We start from the raw sequence: 15,871 nt of genomic DNA on the forward strand, positions 1-15,871 counted from the left end.
ACAGGAAAAATCTTGAGTTTTCGCACGAATGATTAATTAAATTCGGTTTGCACAGCGACCGGACTTTGTTTTATGGTTTTATGACGTCGGTATGAATTGTGGTGTTTTTGTAACGGTCATTGAGTGAGGTGCTGTTTGTTTCGGGTCTACAGCTTTGACGTTGGGTGGTATCTCAAAACAAGAGTTGTCCTTGTGCTATACCGCGTGATACCGTTCAGAGGTATTTTTTTCGCGAAGCACATGAGGAGTCGGTTGATGTTTTTTGCCATGAAACGGGGCGCCGCGCGTCGCAGCGCCGGGTTCACGTTGCTGGAATTGCTGGTGGTGATCGTCATCATCGGTTTGCTTGCCGCGTATGTCGGTCCGAAATATTTTTCCCAGCTCGGCAAATCCGAAGTCACCGCGGCCAAGGCCCAGATCGACGCGTTCGATAAAACGCTCGACACCTACCGGCTCGATGTCGGCCGCTATCCGACCACCGAAGAAGGGCTGGCCGCCCTGATGACGGCACCACCCAGCGCCGGCGTCAAATGGAATGGCCCCTACCTGAAAAAAGCCGTGCCGCTCGATCCGTGGGGCAATGCGTACCAGTACCGCGCGCCCGGCGCCCGGGCCGAATACGAAGTGCTTTCGCTGGGCAAGGACGGCCAGCCCGGCGGCGCCGGCGAGAACGCCGACATCACGTCGAACTGAACGACGTTTCCTGCATCACCCACCTGACAGCACCGCCCATGCAGTTTGCCGTTCGCACCCTCGCGCCCGACATGTCGATCGCCAACCTCGTCGTCGATGCCCTCGACGCGCAGGATGCACGCCGCCAGATCGAGGCGCGCGGCCTGTTCGTCAGCGCCGTCGAGCCGGCGCGCGGCGCGCGTCTGGCCAGTTCGCGCGGCGCCAAATTATCTCTGGTCCTGTTTAGCCAGGAACTGCTCGCGCTGCTCAATGCCGGCCTGGGCATCGTCGAAAGCCTCGAAGCCCTGCTGGAAAAGGAAAGCGCTGCGCCCACCCGCGCCGTGCTCGAACGCCTGCTCGGCGGCTTGCGCGAAGGCAAGCGTTTTTCGGCCGTGCTGGCGGCGCAGCCGGCGCTGTTCCCGCCGCTGTACATCGGCATCGTGCGCGCCGCCGAAGGCACCAGCGACCTGCCGCGCGCACTGACGCGCTACATCGATTATCAGCAGCGCATCGACACCGTGCGCGCCAAAATCGTCAGCGCCTCGATCTATCCGGTGATCCTGCTGATGGTCGGCGGGGGCGTGTCGGGCTTTTTGATTGGCTACGTGGTGCCCAAATTCGCCGAGGTGTACCAGGGCGCGGGCCGCGACCTGCCATGGCTGTCGCAGCGGCTGCTCGACTGGGGCCAGTTCGCGTCCGGCCACGGCACGGCGATCCTGATCGGCGCCGTGCTGGTGGTGGCCAGCATCGTCGCCGGCATTCGCCATCTGCGCCGCAGCGGCGGCATGGGCCGGCTGCTGCGGCGCGTGCCCGGCATCGGCGAGCGCGCCCGCGTGTATGAACTCTCGCGCCTGTACCTGACGCTGGGCATGCTGACCGAAGGCGGCATCACGATCGTCGGCGCCATCGAGACCGTGCAGCAGATGGTCTCGCCGCACCTGGCCAAGAACCTGTCAGCGGCGCGCGCCGCGATCGAGTCGGGCGAGCCGATGTCGAACGCCTTCGAAGCCCATGGCCTGACCACGCCGATCTCGCTGCGCATGCTGCGCGTGGGTGAACGCACGGGCGAAATGGGGCCGATGCTGACCCAGTCGGCCGCGTTCTACGATGGCGAGATCGGGCGCTGGATCGACCGCTTCACGCGCACCTTCGAGCCGCTCTTGATGGCGGCCATCGGCCTCGTGGTCGGCGCCATCGTCGTGCTGCTGTACATGCCGATCTTCGACCTGGCAGGAGACATGTCATGAACATGCACACCGATACCGTGGCCGCCGCGCCGTTCGATCCCGCGATCCTGGCGCAGGCACGCGCCGCCGCGAATGTCTCGCGCCGGGGCCTCGTGGCCGAGCTGGAAGCACTGACTGGGCGCGATGCGCGCGAACTGGTGCAGGCCCTGGCCGCGCTGTTTGCGCTGCCGGTGATGGAAACGGGCGAGATGCTGCTGCTCGCGCCGGCGTTCGACCTGCTGCCGCTGGCGCAGGCGCTGTCGCGCCATTGCGCACTGCTGCGCCACGCCGACGGGCGCCTGGTCGGCGTGGTGGCCGATCCGTTCGACCTCGACCTGCAAACGTGGCTCGGCGCCCAGGCCCGCGCCACACCTGGCCGGCCGCTCGACCTGTGCCTGGCGCAGCAGGCCGACATCCAGGCCTACCTGTCCAAGCAGGAGGAATCGGCGCGCGCCGTCGATTCGCTCGTGGGAGGGGCAGCCGACGGCCGGCGCGACGGCAAGATCGGCACCGTGCTGTCGTTCGCATCGGTATCCGAAGCGGGCAGCCCGGCCGTCAAGCTGGTCAACTCCACGCTGTACGACGCGTTGAAAGCCGGCGCCTCGGACATCCACCTGGAAAGCACGGCGGGCGGCCTGGCCGTGAAATACCGCGTCGATGGCGTGCTCGATCATGCGACGACGGTGGGCGGCATCGAGCTGGCCGAGCACATCATCTCGCGCCTGAAGGTGCTGGCCGAACTCGATATCGCCGAGCGCCGCGTGCCGCAGGACGGGAGCTTTCGGGTCGAGGCGGCTGGGCGCGACATCGACCTGCGCGTGTCGATCATGCCGAGCATCCACGGCGAAGATGCGGTGATCCGTATCCTGGACAAGCGCGCGATGATCGAAGCCTACGGCTCGCTCACGCTCGAAGCGCTGGGGTTCGACGCGCCATCGCTCGTCACGCTGCGCCACCTGGCGCAGGAAGCCTACGGCATGCTGCTGGTCACGGGCCCCACCGGCTCGGGCAAGACCACCACGCTGTACGCGGCGCTGACCGAAATCCACAACGGCCGCGAAAAGATCATCACGATCGAAGACCCGGTGGAATACCAGCTGCCCGGCATCCTGCAAATCCCGGTCAACGAAAAGAAGGGCCTGACCTTTGCCAAGGGCCTGCGCTCGATCCTGCGGCATGACCCGGACAAGATCATGGTCGGCGAGATTCGCGACCGCGAGACCGCCGAGATCGCGGTGCAGTCGGCGCTGACCGGTCACCTGGTCCTCACGACCGTCCACGCCAACAACGTGTTCGACGTGTTCGGGCGCTTCACGCACATGGGCATCGATCCGTATGCATTCGTCTCGGCCCTGAATGGCATCTGGGCCCAGCGCCTGATCCGCATGAATTGCCCGCGCTGCGGCGAGCAGCACGACCCGACCGATCTCGAGCTGGCATCGGTGCATCTGGAACGCGCCGAGGTGGGCGACTACCTGTTCATGCGCGGCAAGGGCTGCGGCGATTGCCGCGGCACCGGCTACAAGGGCCGCCGGTCCATCGCCGAAATCCTGACCCTGAACGACGAGATCCGCGAACTGATCGTCGACAAGCAGCCGATCCGCCGCATCAAGGCCGCGGCCCACGCCAACGGCACGCGCAGCCTGCGCCTGGCCGCGCTCGACCTGGTGCGGCGCGGCGCCACCACCATCGATGAAATCAAGCGAGTGACCCTGCATGCGTAAGCGCCTTGGACACACCCTGCGCCTGGGCATTGCCAGCGATGGCCTGGCCCTGGTCAGGATCAACCGCCTGTTCGGCCGCGCCCCAGTGCTGCTGGCCGAGCAGCGGCTCGACCTGTTCGCGCCCGATGCGCTGGCCACGGGCCTCTCCGCGCTGTTCGCCGACCATGCGCCTGGCGGCTGGACGGTGAGTGTCGTGCTGGCCGATGAATTGATCCGCCTGTGGCAGGTCACGCCGCCGCAAGAAGCCACGCGCATGGGTGACCTCGAAGGGGCGGCCGCGCTGCGCTTTCAGCACCTGTTCGGGGCGCCGCCTTCCGAGTGGGTGATCCGCGCCGACTGGGATGCGGCCCGGCCGTTCCTGGCCAGCGCCGCGCCACTGAACCTGCTCGATGGCCTGCAGCTGGCTGCCCAGACCCACCGCTTTCATCTGGTCGACATCCGGCCGCAATTCGTCGCCGCGCTCAATCAGTGGCGCCAGGCGCGCAGGGCAGGGGCGTGGTTCGGCCAGGTGCACGGCGGCGTGCTGTCGCTCGCGGCGTATGACGGCGCGGTGTTGATGGCCGTGCGCAGCAGCCCGATCCCGGCCGGCGCCGATCGCGACTGGCTGGAAGCGCACGTGGCGCGCGAAGCGCTGCGCGTGGGCGTGGGGCGGCCCGAACGGCTGCAACTGTGCGGCGCCGCGCCGGCGGCCTGGGGCAGCAGTCCGGGGCGCCTGAAGTTCGCCTGCAGCCTGCTCGAACAGAACGCCGGCGACGGCTGGTCCGACCTGGCGCGCCTGGCGCGTACGGGAGCGCCCGCGTGAAACGTACCCGTATCGATTTTGCCCCGCCGGGCCTGCGCCGCACGCTGTTTCGCACGCCGCCACGTCTGATCTTCATGCTGCCCGCCGTGCTGGCGATGTGCGTGCCGGCAGGCGTCATGACCCAGCGTTACTTCGAGCAACAGCAAGAGCTGACCGACTTGCAGGCAGCGCTGGCCGTGCGCAGTGCGCCGCCGCCCGTCGTGGTGGCCGCCGCGCCGATGGTGACCCTGGCGCCGGCGCAGGTCACCGCCGTCAACGCCGCTGTTCAGCAACTGAACCTGCCATGGCGCGATCTGGCGGCGGCACTGGCCGACGCCACGCCAGCCTCGATCGCGCTGCTGGCGCTGGAACCGGACGCCAAGCGCCGCACGCTGCGCATCAGCGCCGAAGCAAAAAACAGCGACGATATGCTGGCCTATATCACGCGCCTGCAGGCCGAGGAATGGTTCACGAGTGTGGTCCTGATGCGCCATGAAGTCATGCAGGAAGATCCGAACCGGCCGCTGCGCTTCCAGGTCAGCGTGCAATGGGGAACGCCATGACGCTCGCGACGCTGCCACTTCGCGCGCGCCTGCTGCTCGCGCGCGTCAATCCGCTGGTGGCGCTTGTCGTGGCGCTGATCGTGGCCGGCGCAGCCGTGCAGGTCGCGCTGGTGCCGGCGCGCGCCCGCCTCGAAGCAGACTACGAGGCCGCGCGCCGCCTTGCACGCACGCCGCTGCCACCACGCCCGGCACCAAGCGCGCCGCCACCGAGCAGTGACCAGAACCTGGCGCAGTTCTACGCGACGCTGGGCGATGCGCGCAGCGTGGAGCGCCAGTTGAAAGCGGTGTTCGCACTGGCCGCGCGCCATGGCTTGACACTGGAGCAGGGCGAGTACCGCACCACCGTTGACCGCAACGCCAGGCTGGTCGCCTACCAGGTCAACCTGCCCGTCAAGGGCAGTTACGGGGCGATCTGGCAGTTTGCGATGGACGTGCTGCGCGCGGTGCCGCATGCCTCGCTCGACGACGTGGCGTTTCGCCGCGACGCGATTGGCGAGGCGGGCGTCGATGCGCGGCTGCGGCTGACGTTCTATCTGGCCGAGCGCAGCGCAGCACCGGGAGAAGCGCGATGAAGCCCCGTCACATTGCCATGGGTGGCGCGCTGGCGCTGGCCGCCGGCCTGGTGGTCTTTGGTGACACGACGCCTGACGACACGCTGGCCGAACCGGCCGAGCGCGTGGCGAAGACGGCGGCCACTGCGCCCGCGCGCAGCACGGCCGCGGTGCTCGCCAAGCCGGTCGCGGACACCGTGATCGTGCGCCTGGTCCCGCGCGACGAGTTGATCGGCGCCGACGGCGAGCGTTTCGGCGAGGGCGGGCAGGCCCTGTTCGCGCGCCACGACTGGACGCCGCCACCGCCGCCGCCATCGAACGTACCGCCGCCACCACCGCCGCCGCCCGTGGCGCCACCGCTGCCGTTCAAGTACATCGGCAAGTCGCTCCAGGACGGCGTGTGGGAAATTTACCTGGCCCGCAACGACCGTACCTATCTCGTGCGCGACGGCGCGACGATCGACGGCGCCTACCGCGTCGACGCGATCCGTCCGCCCACGCTGACCCTGACTTACCTGCCGCTGGACCAGGTCCAGCAGCTTAATATTGGAGTATTCGATTGATGGCTCGTTTGCCGATGCAGGGGTTGACCCTGCTGCTGTTGCCGTTTCTTCTCGCGGGTTGCGCGGCGCAGCGCGCCTACCAGGAGGGCAACGCACTGGTGGCCCAGGACAAGGTCGGCGCCGGCCTGGCCAAGTACCAGGAGGCGCTGGCCTCCGACCCCGGCAACCCTGAATACAAGGCGGCCTACCTGCGCGCGCGCGACGGCGCCGTGGTGCGCATGGTCGAAGCAGCCGACCGTGCGCTGGCCGCTGGCCAGATCGACGTGGCCAGTAATGAATACCGGCGCGTGCAGACCATCGATCCGGGCAACGACCGCGCCCGCGCCGGCCTGCGCCAGGTCGAGGCGGACCGGCGCCACGCGGCCGCGCTGATCGAGGCGCGCGCCGCGTTCGAGAAGGACGATATCGAGACCGCGCGCAACAAGCTCGCCGCCGTGCTGACCGAGCGCCCGGCGCACGAGGCAGCGCGCCTGCTGCTGCTGGAGATCGACGAGAAAGCGGCCGCCGCGCCATCCGGCCCGGCAGCGCTGGCGGCCAGCTACCGCAAGCCCATCAGCCTCGAATTTCGCGATGCCCCGCTCAAGCAGGTGTTCGAGATCATCGCGCGCCACTCGGGCCTGAACTTCATCTTCGACAAGGACGTCAAGGCCGATACCCGCACCTCGATCTTCCTGAAGAACAGCACCGTCGAAGCGGCCGTGTACTACCTCTTGATGACGAACCAGCTCGAGCGCCAGGTCATGGATGGCAACACGATCCTGATCTACCCGAACGTCGCGGCCAAGCTGCGCGAGTACCAGGAAATGACGGTCAAGACGTTCTTCCTGGCGAATGCCGACGCCAAGTCAATCGCCAACACGTTCAAGACGATCCTCAAGAGCCGCGACGTGGTGGTCGATGAAAAACTGAACCTGGTGATCCTGCGCGACAACCCGGAAGCGATCCGTATCGCCACGCAGCTGGTCGCGCTGCAGGACGTGCCGGAGCCCGAAGTGATGCTCGACGTCGAGGTGCTGGAGATCAACCGCAGCAGCGTGATGGACCTGGGGATCAACTGGCCATCGTCGCTCGGGTTCTCGCCACTGACGTCGTTCGAAGGCAGCGTGCTGACCATCGACCAGCTGCGTGGCCTGAACAGCAGCACGATCACGACGGGCCCGATCAGCGCCACGCTCAACGCCAGCAAGACAGACGGCGACACGACGACGCTGGCCAACCCGCGCATCCGCGTACGCAACAAGGAAAAGGCCAAGATCGTCATCGGCGACAAGATCCCGAATATCTCGGCGACGGTGTCGTCGGGGATCGGCGGCTTCGCCTCCGATAACATCACGTACCTGGACGTGGGCCTGACGCTGAACGTCGAGCCGACCATCTACTTGAACAACGAGGTAGCGATCCGCATCAACCTCGAGGTCAGCACGCTGGGCGAGCGCGTCGAAACCAAGAATGGCACGGTAGCCTACCGCATCGGCAGCCGTTCGGCGACCACCATGCTGCAGCTCAAGGATGGCGAGAACCAGGTGCTCGCAGGCCTGATCAGCAACGAGGACCGCAGCAGCGGCACCAAGGTGCCCGGGGTGGGTGACCTGCCGATTGTCGGGCGCCTGTTTGGCAGCCAATCGGATCAAACCGGCCGCTCCGAGATTTTGCTGTCGATCACGCCGCGCATCGTGCGCGCGGTGCAGCGCCCGCCCGCATCGGCATCTGAATTTGGCGCCGGCACCGAGTCGAGCTTCCGCCGCCGGCCCGACAATGCCGTGCGCGCACCGGTAGCGCTGCCGACGACGGGCGCGCGGCCTGCCACGTCAGCCCTGGCGCCGCCAGTGACGGTTACCACGACCACGGTCACGACGCCGGTCGCGCCACCGCCGGCGCAGGAACCCGCGACGTCATTCTCGGTACCGCCATCGGCCTTGCCGGCCACGCCGCAACTGGGTTCGCCGCCATCGGCGCCGCCGGGCCAGCCGGTGACGGCGCCTGAATCCGTGCCTGCATCTGCACCGGAATCTGCGCCCGAGGCCATGGCGCAGCCGGCCGCCTATCCACCAGGCGTGACGCCGCCAGTGCCGCAGCGATGACGCAGCCGGGCATGCGCGCGCGGCACGGCTTCACGCTGATCGAGCTGCTCGTCACGCTCGCGATCCTGGCCTTGCTCGGCACCCTGGTGCTGCCCGTGGCCGAAGTGACGGTGCAGCGCCGCGACGAGCAGGAACTGCGGCGCGGCCTGCGCGAGATCCGCGCCGGGCTGGATGCCTACAAGAAGGCCGCCGACGAGGGCCGCGTGGCCAAGGCCGCTGACGCCAGCGGCTATCCGGCGCGCCTGGAATTGCTGGTGCAGGGCGTGCCCGACCTGCGCAGCCCGAAGCAGGCCAGGATCTATTTCATGCGGCGCCTGCCGCGCGACCCGTTCACGCCGGAGCGCGATCTCGATGACGCCGCCACCTGGGGCAAGCGCAGCTATGCCAGCGAGCCGGATCAACCGCAGGAAGGCGACGATGTCTATGATGTGTATTCGCGCTCCACGCGGGTGGGCCTGAACGGCATCCCCTACAACAAATGGTGAGCACGATGCAACTGCACGCAGATGGAAAAAAACGTGGCTTCACGCTGATCGAACTGCTGGTGGTGCTCGGGATCATCGCGCTGCTGCTGACGGTGGCGCTGCCGCGCTTTTTTCCCAGCATCGACAGCGCGAAGGAGACGATCCTGGCCGATAACCTGCGCAACACGCGCCAGGTGGTCGATCAGTACCGCTCCGATACCGGCCGCTATCCCGAGTCGCTCGAGCAGCTGGTGGAGGCGCGCTACCTGCGTGAAATCCCGCTCGACCCGGTCACCGAAGCGCGCGACACGTGGATTCTCGAAGCGCCGCATGAAGGCGAGCAGGGCGGCTTTGCCAACCTGCGCAGCGGCGCGCCGGGCAACGACCGGCGCGGCCGGCCTTATCTCGAATGGTAGTTCGGGAAGGGATACGCCGGGGGCGCCAGGCCGGGTTCACCTATCTGGGCCTGATCATCTTTGTCACCATCATCGGCCTGGTGGGCGCCGCCACGCTCAAGATCGGCGCGCTGCTGCAACGGGCGGCGGCAGAGGAAGAACTGCTGGACATCGGCGCTGCCTTCAGCGCAGCGCTCGACAGCTACGCGGCGGCGACACCGCAAGGCGCCTCGCCGTATCCTCCATCGCTCAAGGAATTGCTGAAGGACCCGCGCGTGCCAGGCGTGCGCCGGCACCTGCGCAAGATCTTCGTCGATCCGCTGACGGGCAAGGCCGAGTGGGGCGTGGTGTATCTGGGGGATGGCACGACGGGCGTGGTTGCAGTGCATAGTCTGTCGACGGCCAAGCCACTGAAGGTTGCCAATTTCGACAGCCGGTTCGCGGGCCTGGACAATGCGGATACGATTTCGGCGTGGCGGTTCAAGGCGCGTGATCCGGCGTTGGGGCAGGCACCTGGGCAACCGCAGCCGCAGCCTGGTGCACCAGCGGCGCCGACGGCGCAACCGGTGCCGCCAGGCTTGCCTGCGGCAGCGCCGGCAGATGTGCCGGCGGCGGAGAGGACTGAAGAATTGGAGCCAGCACCGACTGCTGTACCGGAACCCGAACCGGTGAATGCACAGGAAACCGCAGCCGAACCGCAAGCGGAGCCTGCGACGGAAACACCGACCGAGGACCGGTAGGCTTGGACGAAACATCAAGCTGGACACAGTCGGCAGGCATACAGGTGCACGACAGTCCGGATTCGGCCCGAACCCAGCCGTTCACGTCGGCTTAGCAGGTTGCCTGGTTTGAAAAAACCCTGACTGTCACGACAGGCCTTTAGCGACCGGAGCAGACCCTGGATCGGTTGAGATTGACGGTCAAACGTCGCGAGGTAAAGAGGCTAACCACGCTTGTGTCCGTAACAGAACAGACTCAAGATCTGGTAGGAAACCATCCTTCTCATACCATTCCGCAATTTCTAAATCTTGAGCAAGATCTTCTATTTTTCGAATGAGATCGTACGGCATCGCTTCGAGCGCGCGCCCATTGTTCCGCACTATTTTCGCAAACGCGGCAGCGCTGATTTCCCGCGCTCGCATGCCGTTGAGGCCACTTTCGATCCTCGCAATTAATGTTTCGTTGGACATCAGAGCGCGTTCTAGTTCTTCGAGATGTATGTTTGGAATGAATGTTTGTGGCCAAAGGTGGCCGCTCACCTCAGCATAGCAGGTCGGCCAAGGCGGAAAATCGCGGACTGTAACGAAGAGCAGCAGCCGAGCCAAAGCAGTCATCGAACGCTGCACAAGGATTGCAGACAATCCTACGTGGTGAAGTCGAAATAGATACGTGACAATATGAGTGCCGATACCAAACCGCCAACAGTAACACTGAGCAGTGTGAAGGCTGGACTGGGGGCACGGCGAGTCAACAGTAACCCTGCTCCTATAAGAGAAGAGACCGCCAGTGCATGGCTTAAAGCGAATGTAAGAGCCATGCCGATTACGACAATTCCCCGACCTACGTCAGGCGCTAGTGCACCCACTACCCACGAGATCCCCGCCCATGCTGCAAGCCCCATGATAGGTAGCCATACGCCAGCGACGGACAGCCATTTCAGATAGCTCAGCATTAGTTATGTCTGTAGGGATTGAACGGCATGGACGTAATCAACGTCCGCTCTTGGCCGGACCCGGCTGTTCAGAACAGCATAGCGTGCTGCTAGCATTTAGAAACGAACTCGACAAAAAGTCTGTTGATGAATGCTCTGGTAATGGTACTAAGGGAGGGGCGATGGTCGGGGTTAGGTCAGTCACCTGTTTCCGATGACTAGGAAGCCATCTCATCAGTATCACGACGAATACCGACTTTCTGGCTTATCCACCAGTAAGCAAGTCCACCCGCAAGGCCCGACCCGAGACAATTCAATGAATCATACAGACCGAATTGCGCCCAACGGACAGATGTGAATGGCTCGGCAAGCTCAATCCATACAGGTGTGGCGCAGATCAAGCCTGTCACTGCGAACTGCCACCATCGCGTTAGACGCAACTTGCAGAATATAAACGCAAGTGGCAGGCCAAAGATGAGCGCATTGGTGATTGCAAGCGGGAAGCCGATGAACCAAACCAGTGGTAACGCGCACCATGTGCCCGTTCCATGGGCAAGTCCAACGCCGCAGGTGGTGAAGGTGGCGATCGTCACACCAATAACGGCGGCCACGCCAAGCATCGACATGGTACGGAACACGAATCTGGCGGATGGATGCACGGTTCCTCTGCGATGGCGTGACGTTTTCTGGACAAAGGCAGTCCAGGAATAGTTGCTTCTAACCGGGTACTGTCCACCGTTCACGGGCAGGGATCGATCCGAAGCAGAGGTACAACCCTACGATATCAAGACTTGACTGTCACACGTTCAAAAACCGGATATGCCTGAAGTGGGGAAAAGTCTGCCTTCCAAATGTCGAGTTCATAGAGTTGTCCTGTTGTATCCGCATTGAGAACGATACTCACTGGGACGCCGTCGAGATCGACGTACTGCTCCTCAACAAGGCAACTGCCTAAAAACCGATTGTCGCGGCCGAAAAATTGAACGCTACCCATTTTGCCATCGTTCATATCAAGTACCTGAGCACGCTCCAGTTGGAGGAGCAGACGCTCGCCATCCCGTGCCCGCCGAAGCAAAGCGCGTATGAATGAATCCTCTTCAAGACGCAGAGGCCGTAAGCCGTCCTGAATCTGGTCTGGCACCATATTTCCCTTCCAGTGTGAAACCACATCCGTAGCTTCAGCGCGTGTCGTTTGAGTGCTCTCAGGGCGATAGCAGACTGCCAGCGTTGCCCAGTGTATGTCTCTGCTGTCCCCGGAACAAGTGGCAGGAGCGCCAACAGACTGCGGTTGCTTGTAACAGACTTTATCGTTTTGCAGCGGACTTGATGCATTGTGGCGAACTCCGTTCGCGCGGCACAGCAAACCAGCAGCCATATGCATCCGTTTTTAATAGGCAACAATAACGCGGATTGCTATGATCGACCGTCACCATGGCGCCACTACCGGCGTTGACCAACTTTACGAGGCGTCGCATGATCTCTTGCAGCAACACGCTATGCATTGCGGGCGCGCTCGCCTGTCTGTCGATCACGGTCGCTCACGCCGCCACACCGGAACAGTCGGTCAGCGAACTGGTGCAGCGCTTTGCCACGGCGCAAGGCACGTTCGACCGCGCCGCACTCGAAGCGCTGACGTTTGAAAACTATATCGAGATTTCGCCACTGGGCGAGGTCGACCCGCGCGCGAAGATGCTGTCGTTCTACGTCAAGCATGACGACAAGCCGCTGCCGGCAATCACCGTCGACGAGATCACGCCGCGGGTGCTGGGCAATACCGCCATCGTGCTCGCGAAGGTGTCCTACGCCATGACCGTTGGCGGGCAAACCCGCACATCCGCGCTGCGCTCGAGCTTCGTGGCCCAGCAGCAGGACGGCGCCTGGAAGCTGGTTTCTGCGCAGTACACGCCAATCCGGCCGCCGGCCGCACCAGGCAAGTGAGCGGCCAATGAAATCGATAATGATCCTGCGTCCCGTCCTGATATTCCTTTCCATCGCCGCCAGTGCCAGCGCCAGCGCAGGTGCCCCTGTGCCCGCCTCGCTGAACCTGATCCCCGAGGCCGGCCCGCACGCTGTCGGCCTGCGCGTTATCCAGCAATACGACTACAGCCGGCTGCTCGAGCCGTCGGTCGATGCGTTCGGCAAGGCCGGCAATGCTGCGCCCGGTAGGCCAATCCAGATGCTAGTCTGGTATCCGGCCCGGCGCGACCGTGGCGCGCCCATGCTGGCGGCAGACTATCAGCAGGCCAGCCTGTCCGAGGTCGACTTCAATGTGCCCGCCGCCGAAGCAACCAGGCAGCGGGCAGGCTGGATGGCGGGACCGCAGAGCGCGCAGTACGGCGCGCCGACGCTGGCCGTGCGTGATGCGGCTGCCGCCGCCGGCCGCTTTCCAGTGGTGATCTACGCGCCCAGCTTTGCCGCGGAGGCTCATGAAAACATCGACCTGTGCGAATACCTGGCCAGCCATGGTTATGTGGTGCTCGCCAGCCGCAGCCTGGGCGCGCGCTCGGTCATGATGACCGATGACGTCGAAGGGGTCGAGGCGCAGGCCGCCGATATCGCCTTTCTTGCCAATTATGCGCAGACGCTACCGCAGGCCGACATCGGCAATGTGGCGGCGGCAGGTTTCAGCTGGGGCGGCATGGCCAATGTGTTTGCCGCGGCGCGTTCCAGCCGCATCAAGGCGCTGGTCAGCCTGGATGGCTCCATCCGGTATCACCCGAAGGTGTGGGGCGCGGCGGGTTATGTGCAGCCAGCGCGCACGGCGGTGCCGATGCTGTATCTGGGCGCGCGCTCGCCGTCCGCAGAAGTCATGGAGCGCAAGGACATGCTCGGCAAGAGTTACCTCAACACGATGACCTATTCCGACGTGTATGTCGCGACGCTGCCGCCGATGACGCATCCGGATTTCAGCGCCTGGCATGTGCGCTTTGCCGACGATGCCGCGTTCGGCGACTATGCGCGTGCCGATGTGCAGGAGGCGTACCGCAGCGGCGCGTTGTATGTGCGCCGGTTCCTGGACGCGTATCTGAAGCAGGACACCGACGCCCTCGCATGGCTGAAGCAGTCGCCGGCGCGCCATGGTATCGGCCCGCAGGTGATGTCGATGACGTTGACGCCGGCCCGCCATGAACTCCTTGGCGAAGGCGACTTCCTGCGTGCGTTCGCGAAGGCGGGCTTCCAGGATGCGCAGTCGATCCACGCCGGGATGGTGGCACGCTCGCCCGACATCAAGCTCAGCCCCTTGAGCATGAATACGCTGGGCTACCAGCTGCTGCGCGGGAAGAACGCGCGTGGCGCGGTCGAGCTGTTCAAGCTGGCCACGTTTCTCGAGCCGAAGTACGCCAACGCGTTCGATAGTGAAGGCGAGGCGTATGAAGCGCTCGGTGATACAAGGTCAGCCATTGCGGCCTACGAAAAAGCCGTCGCGGCCGATCCGAACCAGCGCAATGCCGTGGCGCGGATCGCAGCGCTGCGCCGGGGCGGCGCAGGCTAAGCAGCGCTCAGGCCGCGCGGCGCCGGAAGTCGCGTGGCCGGAACCCCAGCAGCGCGAGCATCGCAAAGTATGTCGCCGCACTGGCCACGATGATGCCCAGCAGCGCGCCGATGCGCAGGCCGGGCGTCACCTTCATGGCAGCCCAGTCGAACTGCGCCTGGCCGAACCACGCGACGGCGCCCATGACTGCCACGCCAATGGCAAGCTTCAGGAAGAATTTGCCCCAGCCCGGCTGTGGCGTGTAGATGCCGCGCCGGCGCAGGCCGATGTACAGGCAGGTCGCATTGATGCAGGCGCCCAGGCCAATTGACAGGGCCAGGCCCGCAACGCCCATCAGCGGCACGAAGATCAGGTTCATCAACTGCGTGGCAACCAGCACCGCAACGGCGATGCGCACCGGCGTCTTGACGTCCTGGCGGGCATAGAACGCTGGCGCCAGGATCTTGACCAGGATGATGCCGAGCAGACCGGCGCTGTAGGCCATCAGCGGCATCGATGAATTTACCAGGGCCGCATCGTCGAATTTACCGTAGTGGAAGAGGGTGGCGATCATCGGCACCGCCAGCGTGGCCATGCCAACGGCGGCCGGCAGCGCGAGCAGGAAGGTCAGGCGCAGGCCCCAGTTCAGCAGCGCCGCGTATTCGGCGGTGTCGCCTTCGCTATTGGCTTTCGACAGCGATGGCAGCAGGATCGTGCCCAGGGCCACTCCCAGCATCGCGGTCGGAAATTCCATCAGGCGGTCGGCATACTGCAGGGCGGAGACGGCGCCAGCGGCGAGGCTGGCGGCGATGCCGGTATTGATCAACAGGCTGATCTGCGCTGCGGACACGGCAAACACGGCCGGGCCCATTTTCTTGAGCATGCGGCGCACGCCGGCGTCGCGCAGGCCCGTCATCGGATTGAACGAGATGCGCGGCAACATGCCGATTTTCACGAGCGACGGGATCTGGATCGCCACCTGCAGCAGGCCGCCGACGCAGACCGCAATCGCCATCGCGTAGATCGGCTGCTCGAGGTAATTGACCAGCACCAGCGAAGCGAAGATGAACGACAGGTTCAGCAGCACTGGCGTGAACGCGGGTATCTTGAACTGGCGCCAGGTATTGAGGATGCCGCCGGCCAGCGCGACGAACGACATGCAGGCGATGTACGGGAACATCATCTGCGTCATGATGACCGACGCGTTATAGGCGCCGGGCGTTTCGCGCAGGTCGCCCGCCAGGACCATGATCAGCAGCGGGGCGCCGATGATGCCCACGATGCTGGTAAGCACCGTGGCCCACAGCAGCGACGTGGCGACATGGTCGACCAGGGTCTTGGTGGCCACGTCGCCATGCTGCGTCTTGTATTCGGACAGGATTGGCACGAAGGCTTGCGAGAACGCCCCTTCGGCAAACAGGCGCCGCAGCAGATTGGGCAGGCGGAACGCGATGATGAAGGCATCGGTATATGCCGAGGCGCCGAAAGCACGTGCAAACAGGCTTTCACGCAAGAGGCCGGTGACGCGCGAAAGCATCGTCATGCTGGAGATGGCGGCGAGGGTTCTGAGCAGGTTCATGGCGCGAGATTATACTGGTGCAACTCGACCGGTACAGACATCGGGCCGACAATCTTTGAATTTTGAATTGCCCAGACTTGAAAGCTTCGCTATAATCATGGGCTGTACTGAATTCTGTTAGCAGACACTAATCGTTGGGCAGGCTCCTG

Annotated in this window: 17 protein-coding genes; 13 read left to right on the plus strand and 4 right to left on the minus strand. The window is 64.5% G+C overall.

Translation table 11 applies throughout. The features are described 5' to 3' along the window. The first annotated feature begins 255 nt into the window (after window positions 1–255). Genes gspG through AC56LV_RS01175 form a run of 11 tightly spaced genes read left to right on the plus strand, consistent with a single transcriptional unit; the run spans window position 256 to window position 9,760 of the window. The gene (gspG, locus tag AC56LV_RS01125) at window positions 256–693 is read left to right on the plus strand and encodes a type II secretion system major pseudopilin GspG (RefSeq protein WP_258836125.1); all 438 of its coding nucleotides are present in this window, start codon (window positions 256–258) and stop codon (window positions 691–693) included. 38 nt (window positions 694–731) lie between these two features. Beyond that, the gene (locus AC56LV_RS01130; RefSeq protein WP_499555374.1) at window positions 732–1,919 is read left to right on the plus strand and encodes a type II secretion system F family protein; all 1,188 of its coding nucleotides are present in this window, start codon (window positions 732–734) and stop codon (window positions 1,917–1,919) included. A gap of 2 nt (window positions 1,920–1,921) precedes the next feature. After that, window positions 1,922–3,622, plus strand: a complete 1,701-nt coding sequence (locus AC56LV_RS01135) for a GspE/PulE family protein (RefSeq protein WP_499556763.1) — start codon at window positions 1,922–1,924, stop codon at window positions 3,620–3,622. Further along, window positions 3,615–4,424, plus strand: coding sequence for a hypothetical protein (locus AC56LV_RS01140; protein ID WP_499555376.1), 810 nt, complete (start codon window positions 3,615–3,617; stop codon window positions 4,422–4,424). The genes AC56LV_RS01135 and AC56LV_RS01140 overlap by 8 nt, the downstream gene beginning before the upstream one ends. Then, window positions 4,421–4,966 carry a PilN domain-containing protein gene (locus AC56LV_RS01145; RefSeq protein ID WP_499555378.1) on the plus strand — a complete coding sequence of 182 codons (546 nt, stop codon included), beginning with the start codon at window positions 4,421–4,423 and terminating at the stop codon, window positions 4,964–4,966. The genes AC56LV_RS01140 and AC56LV_RS01145 overlap by 4 nt, the downstream gene beginning before the upstream one ends. Next, a complete protein-coding gene (locus AC56LV_RS01150) occupies window positions 4,963–5,538 on the plus strand; it encodes a hypothetical protein (RefSeq protein ID WP_499555380.1) in 576 nt (191 codons plus the stop codon). The genes AC56LV_RS01145 and AC56LV_RS01150 overlap by 4 nt, the downstream gene beginning before the upstream one ends. Beyond that, a complete protein-coding gene (locus AC56LV_RS01155) occupies window positions 5,535–6,080 on the plus strand; it encodes a hypothetical protein (RefSeq protein WP_499555382.1) in 546 nt (181 codons plus the stop codon). The genes AC56LV_RS01150 and AC56LV_RS01155 overlap by 4 nt, the downstream gene beginning before the upstream one ends. Beyond that, window positions 6,080–8,161 carry a secretin GspD/PilQ domain-containing protein gene (locus tag AC56LV_RS01160; protein WP_499556764.1) on the plus strand — a complete coding sequence of 694 codons (2,082 nt, stop codon included), beginning with the start codon at window positions 6,080–6,082 and terminating at the stop codon, window positions 8,159–8,161. The genes AC56LV_RS01155 and AC56LV_RS01160 overlap by 1 nt, the downstream gene beginning before the upstream one ends. A gap of 11 nt (window positions 8,162–8,172) precedes the next feature. Further along, window positions 8,173–8,646, plus strand: a complete 474-nt coding sequence (locus AC56LV_RS01165; protein ID WP_499452872.1) for a type II secretion system protein — start codon at window positions 8,173–8,175, stop codon at window positions 8,644–8,646. A 5-nt stretch (window positions 8,647–8,651) separates the two neighbouring features. Beyond that, window positions 8,652–9,041 carry a type II secretion system protein gene (locus AC56LV_RS01170; protein ID WP_499555383.1) on the plus strand — a complete coding sequence of 130 codons (390 nt, stop codon included), beginning with the start codon at window positions 8,652–8,654 and terminating at the stop codon, window positions 9,039–9,041. After that, window positions 9,035–9,760 (plus strand): type II secretion system protein, encoded by a 726-nt coding sequence (locus AC56LV_RS01175; RefSeq protein ID WP_499555385.1) that lies wholly within the window; start codon window positions 9,035–9,037, stop codon window positions 9,758–9,760. Before AC56LV_RS01170 ends, AC56LV_RS01175 begins: the two co-directional genes overlap by 7 nt. A gap of 180 nt (window positions 9,761–9,940) precedes the next feature. On the opposite strand, the gene AC56LV_RS01180 is transcribed toward AC56LV_RS01175, so the two are convergent. The 3 genes from AC56LV_RS01180 to AC56LV_RS01190 all read right to left on the minus strand — a co-directional run bounded on the left by AC56LV_RS01180 (window position 9,941) and on the right by AC56LV_RS01190 (window position 11,815). Next, window positions 9,941–10,354, minus strand: a complete 414-nt coding sequence (locus AC56LV_RS01180) for a hypothetical protein (RefSeq protein ID WP_499555387.1) — start codon at window positions 10,352–10,354, stop codon at window positions 9,941–9,943. 535 nt (window positions 10,355–10,889) lie between these two features. Continuing rightward, a complete protein-coding gene (locus AC56LV_RS01185) occupies window positions 10,890–11,330 on the minus strand; it encodes a hypothetical protein (protein ID WP_499555389.1) in 441 nt (146 codons plus the stop codon). Between the two features lie 125 nt (window positions 11,331–11,455). Beyond that, entirely contained in the window at window positions 11,456–11,815 is a 360-nt protein-coding gene (locus AC56LV_RS01190; protein WP_499555391.1) for a DUF6984 family protein, read from the minus strand. 329 nt (window positions 11,816–12,144) lie between these two features. Between AC56LV_RS01190 and AC56LV_RS01195 the strand changes: the two genes are divergently transcribed. Then, a complete protein-coding gene (locus AC56LV_RS01195) occupies window positions 12,145–12,609 on the plus strand; it encodes a nuclear transport factor 2 family protein (RefSeq protein ID WP_499555393.1) in 465 nt (154 codons plus the stop codon). A gap of 7 nt (window positions 12,610–12,616) precedes the next feature. Continuing rightward, window positions 12,617–14,164 carry a dienelactone hydrolase family protein gene (locus AC56LV_RS01200; protein WP_499555395.1) on the plus strand — a complete coding sequence of 516 codons (1,548 nt, stop codon included), beginning with the start codon at window positions 12,617–12,619 and terminating at the stop codon, window positions 14,162–14,164. Between the two features lie 7 nt (window positions 14,165–14,171). Here AC56LV_RS01200 and murJ read toward each other — a convergent pair whose 3' ends face one another. Then, on the minus strand, window positions 14,172–15,722 hold the full coding sequence (gene murJ / locus AC56LV_RS01205) for a murein biosynthesis integral membrane protein MurJ (RefSeq protein ID WP_499555397.1): 1,551 nt from the start codon (window positions 15,720–15,722) through the stop codon (window positions 14,172–14,174). Between the last annotated feature and the right edge of the window lie 149 nt (window positions 15,723–15,871).

Source organism: Telluria sp. RB2R28 (genome assembly GCF_059685835.1).

Excerpts from the sequence above, each read along its gene's own strand:
- gspG (WP_258836125.1), top strand. The coding sequence starts at position 256 with ATGTTTTTTGCCATGAAACGGGGCGCCGCGCGTCGCAGCGCCGGGTTC.
- AC56LV_RS01130 (WP_499555374.1), top strand. The coding sequence starts at position 732 with ATGCAGTTTGCCGTTCGCACCCTCGCGCCCGACATGTCGATCGCCAAC.
- AC56LV_RS01135 (WP_499556763.1), top strand. The coding sequence starts at position 1,922 with ATGCACACCGATACCGTGGCCGCCGCGCCGTTCGATCCCGCGATCCTG.
- AC56LV_RS01140 (WP_499555376.1), top strand. The coding sequence starts at position 3,615 with ATGCGTAAGCGCCTTGGACACACCCTGCGCCTGGGCATTGCCAGCGAT.
- AC56LV_RS01150 (WP_499555380.1), top strand. The coding sequence starts at position 4,963 with ATGACGCTCGCGACGCTGCCACTTCGCGCGCGCCTGCTGCTCGCGCGC.
- AC56LV_RS01155 (WP_499555382.1), top strand. The coding sequence starts at position 5,535 with ATGAAGCCCCGTCACATTGCCATGGGTGGCGCGCTGGCGCTGGCCGCC.
- AC56LV_RS01160 (WP_499556764.1), top strand. The coding sequence starts at position 6,080 with ATGGCTCGTTTGCCGATGCAGGGGTTGACCCTGCTGCTGTTGCCGTTT.
- AC56LV_RS01165 (WP_499452872.1), top strand. The coding sequence starts at position 8,173 with ATGCGCGCGCGGCACGGCTTCACGCTGATCGAGCTGCTCGTCACGCTC.
- AC56LV_RS01170 (WP_499555383.1), top strand. The coding sequence starts at position 8,652 with ATGCAACTGCACGCAGATGGAAAAAAACGTGGCTTCACGCTGATCGAA.
- AC56LV_RS01175 (WP_499555385.1), top strand. The coding sequence starts at position 9,035 with ATGGTAGTTCGGGAAGGGATACGCCGGGGGCGCCAGGCCGGGTTCACC.
- AC56LV_RS01180 (WP_499555387.1), bottom strand. The coding sequence starts at position 10,354 with ATGACTGCTTTGGCTCGGCTGCTGCTCTTCGTTACAGTCCGCGATTTT.
- AC56LV_RS01190 (WP_499555391.1), bottom strand. The coding sequence starts at position 11,815 with ATGGTGCCAGACCAGATTCAGGACGGCTTACGGCCTCTGCGTCTTGAA.
- AC56LV_RS01195 (WP_499555393.1), top strand. The coding sequence starts at position 12,145 with ATGATCTCTTGCAGCAACACGCTATGCATTGCGGGCGCGCTCGCCTGT.
- AC56LV_RS01200 (WP_499555395.1), top strand. The coding sequence starts at position 12,617 with ATGAAATCGATAATGATCCTGCGTCCCGTCCTGATATTCCTTTCCATC.
- murJ (WP_499555397.1), bottom strand. The coding sequence starts at position 15,722 with ATGAACCTGCTCAGAACCCTCGCCGCCATCTCCAGCATGACGATGCTT.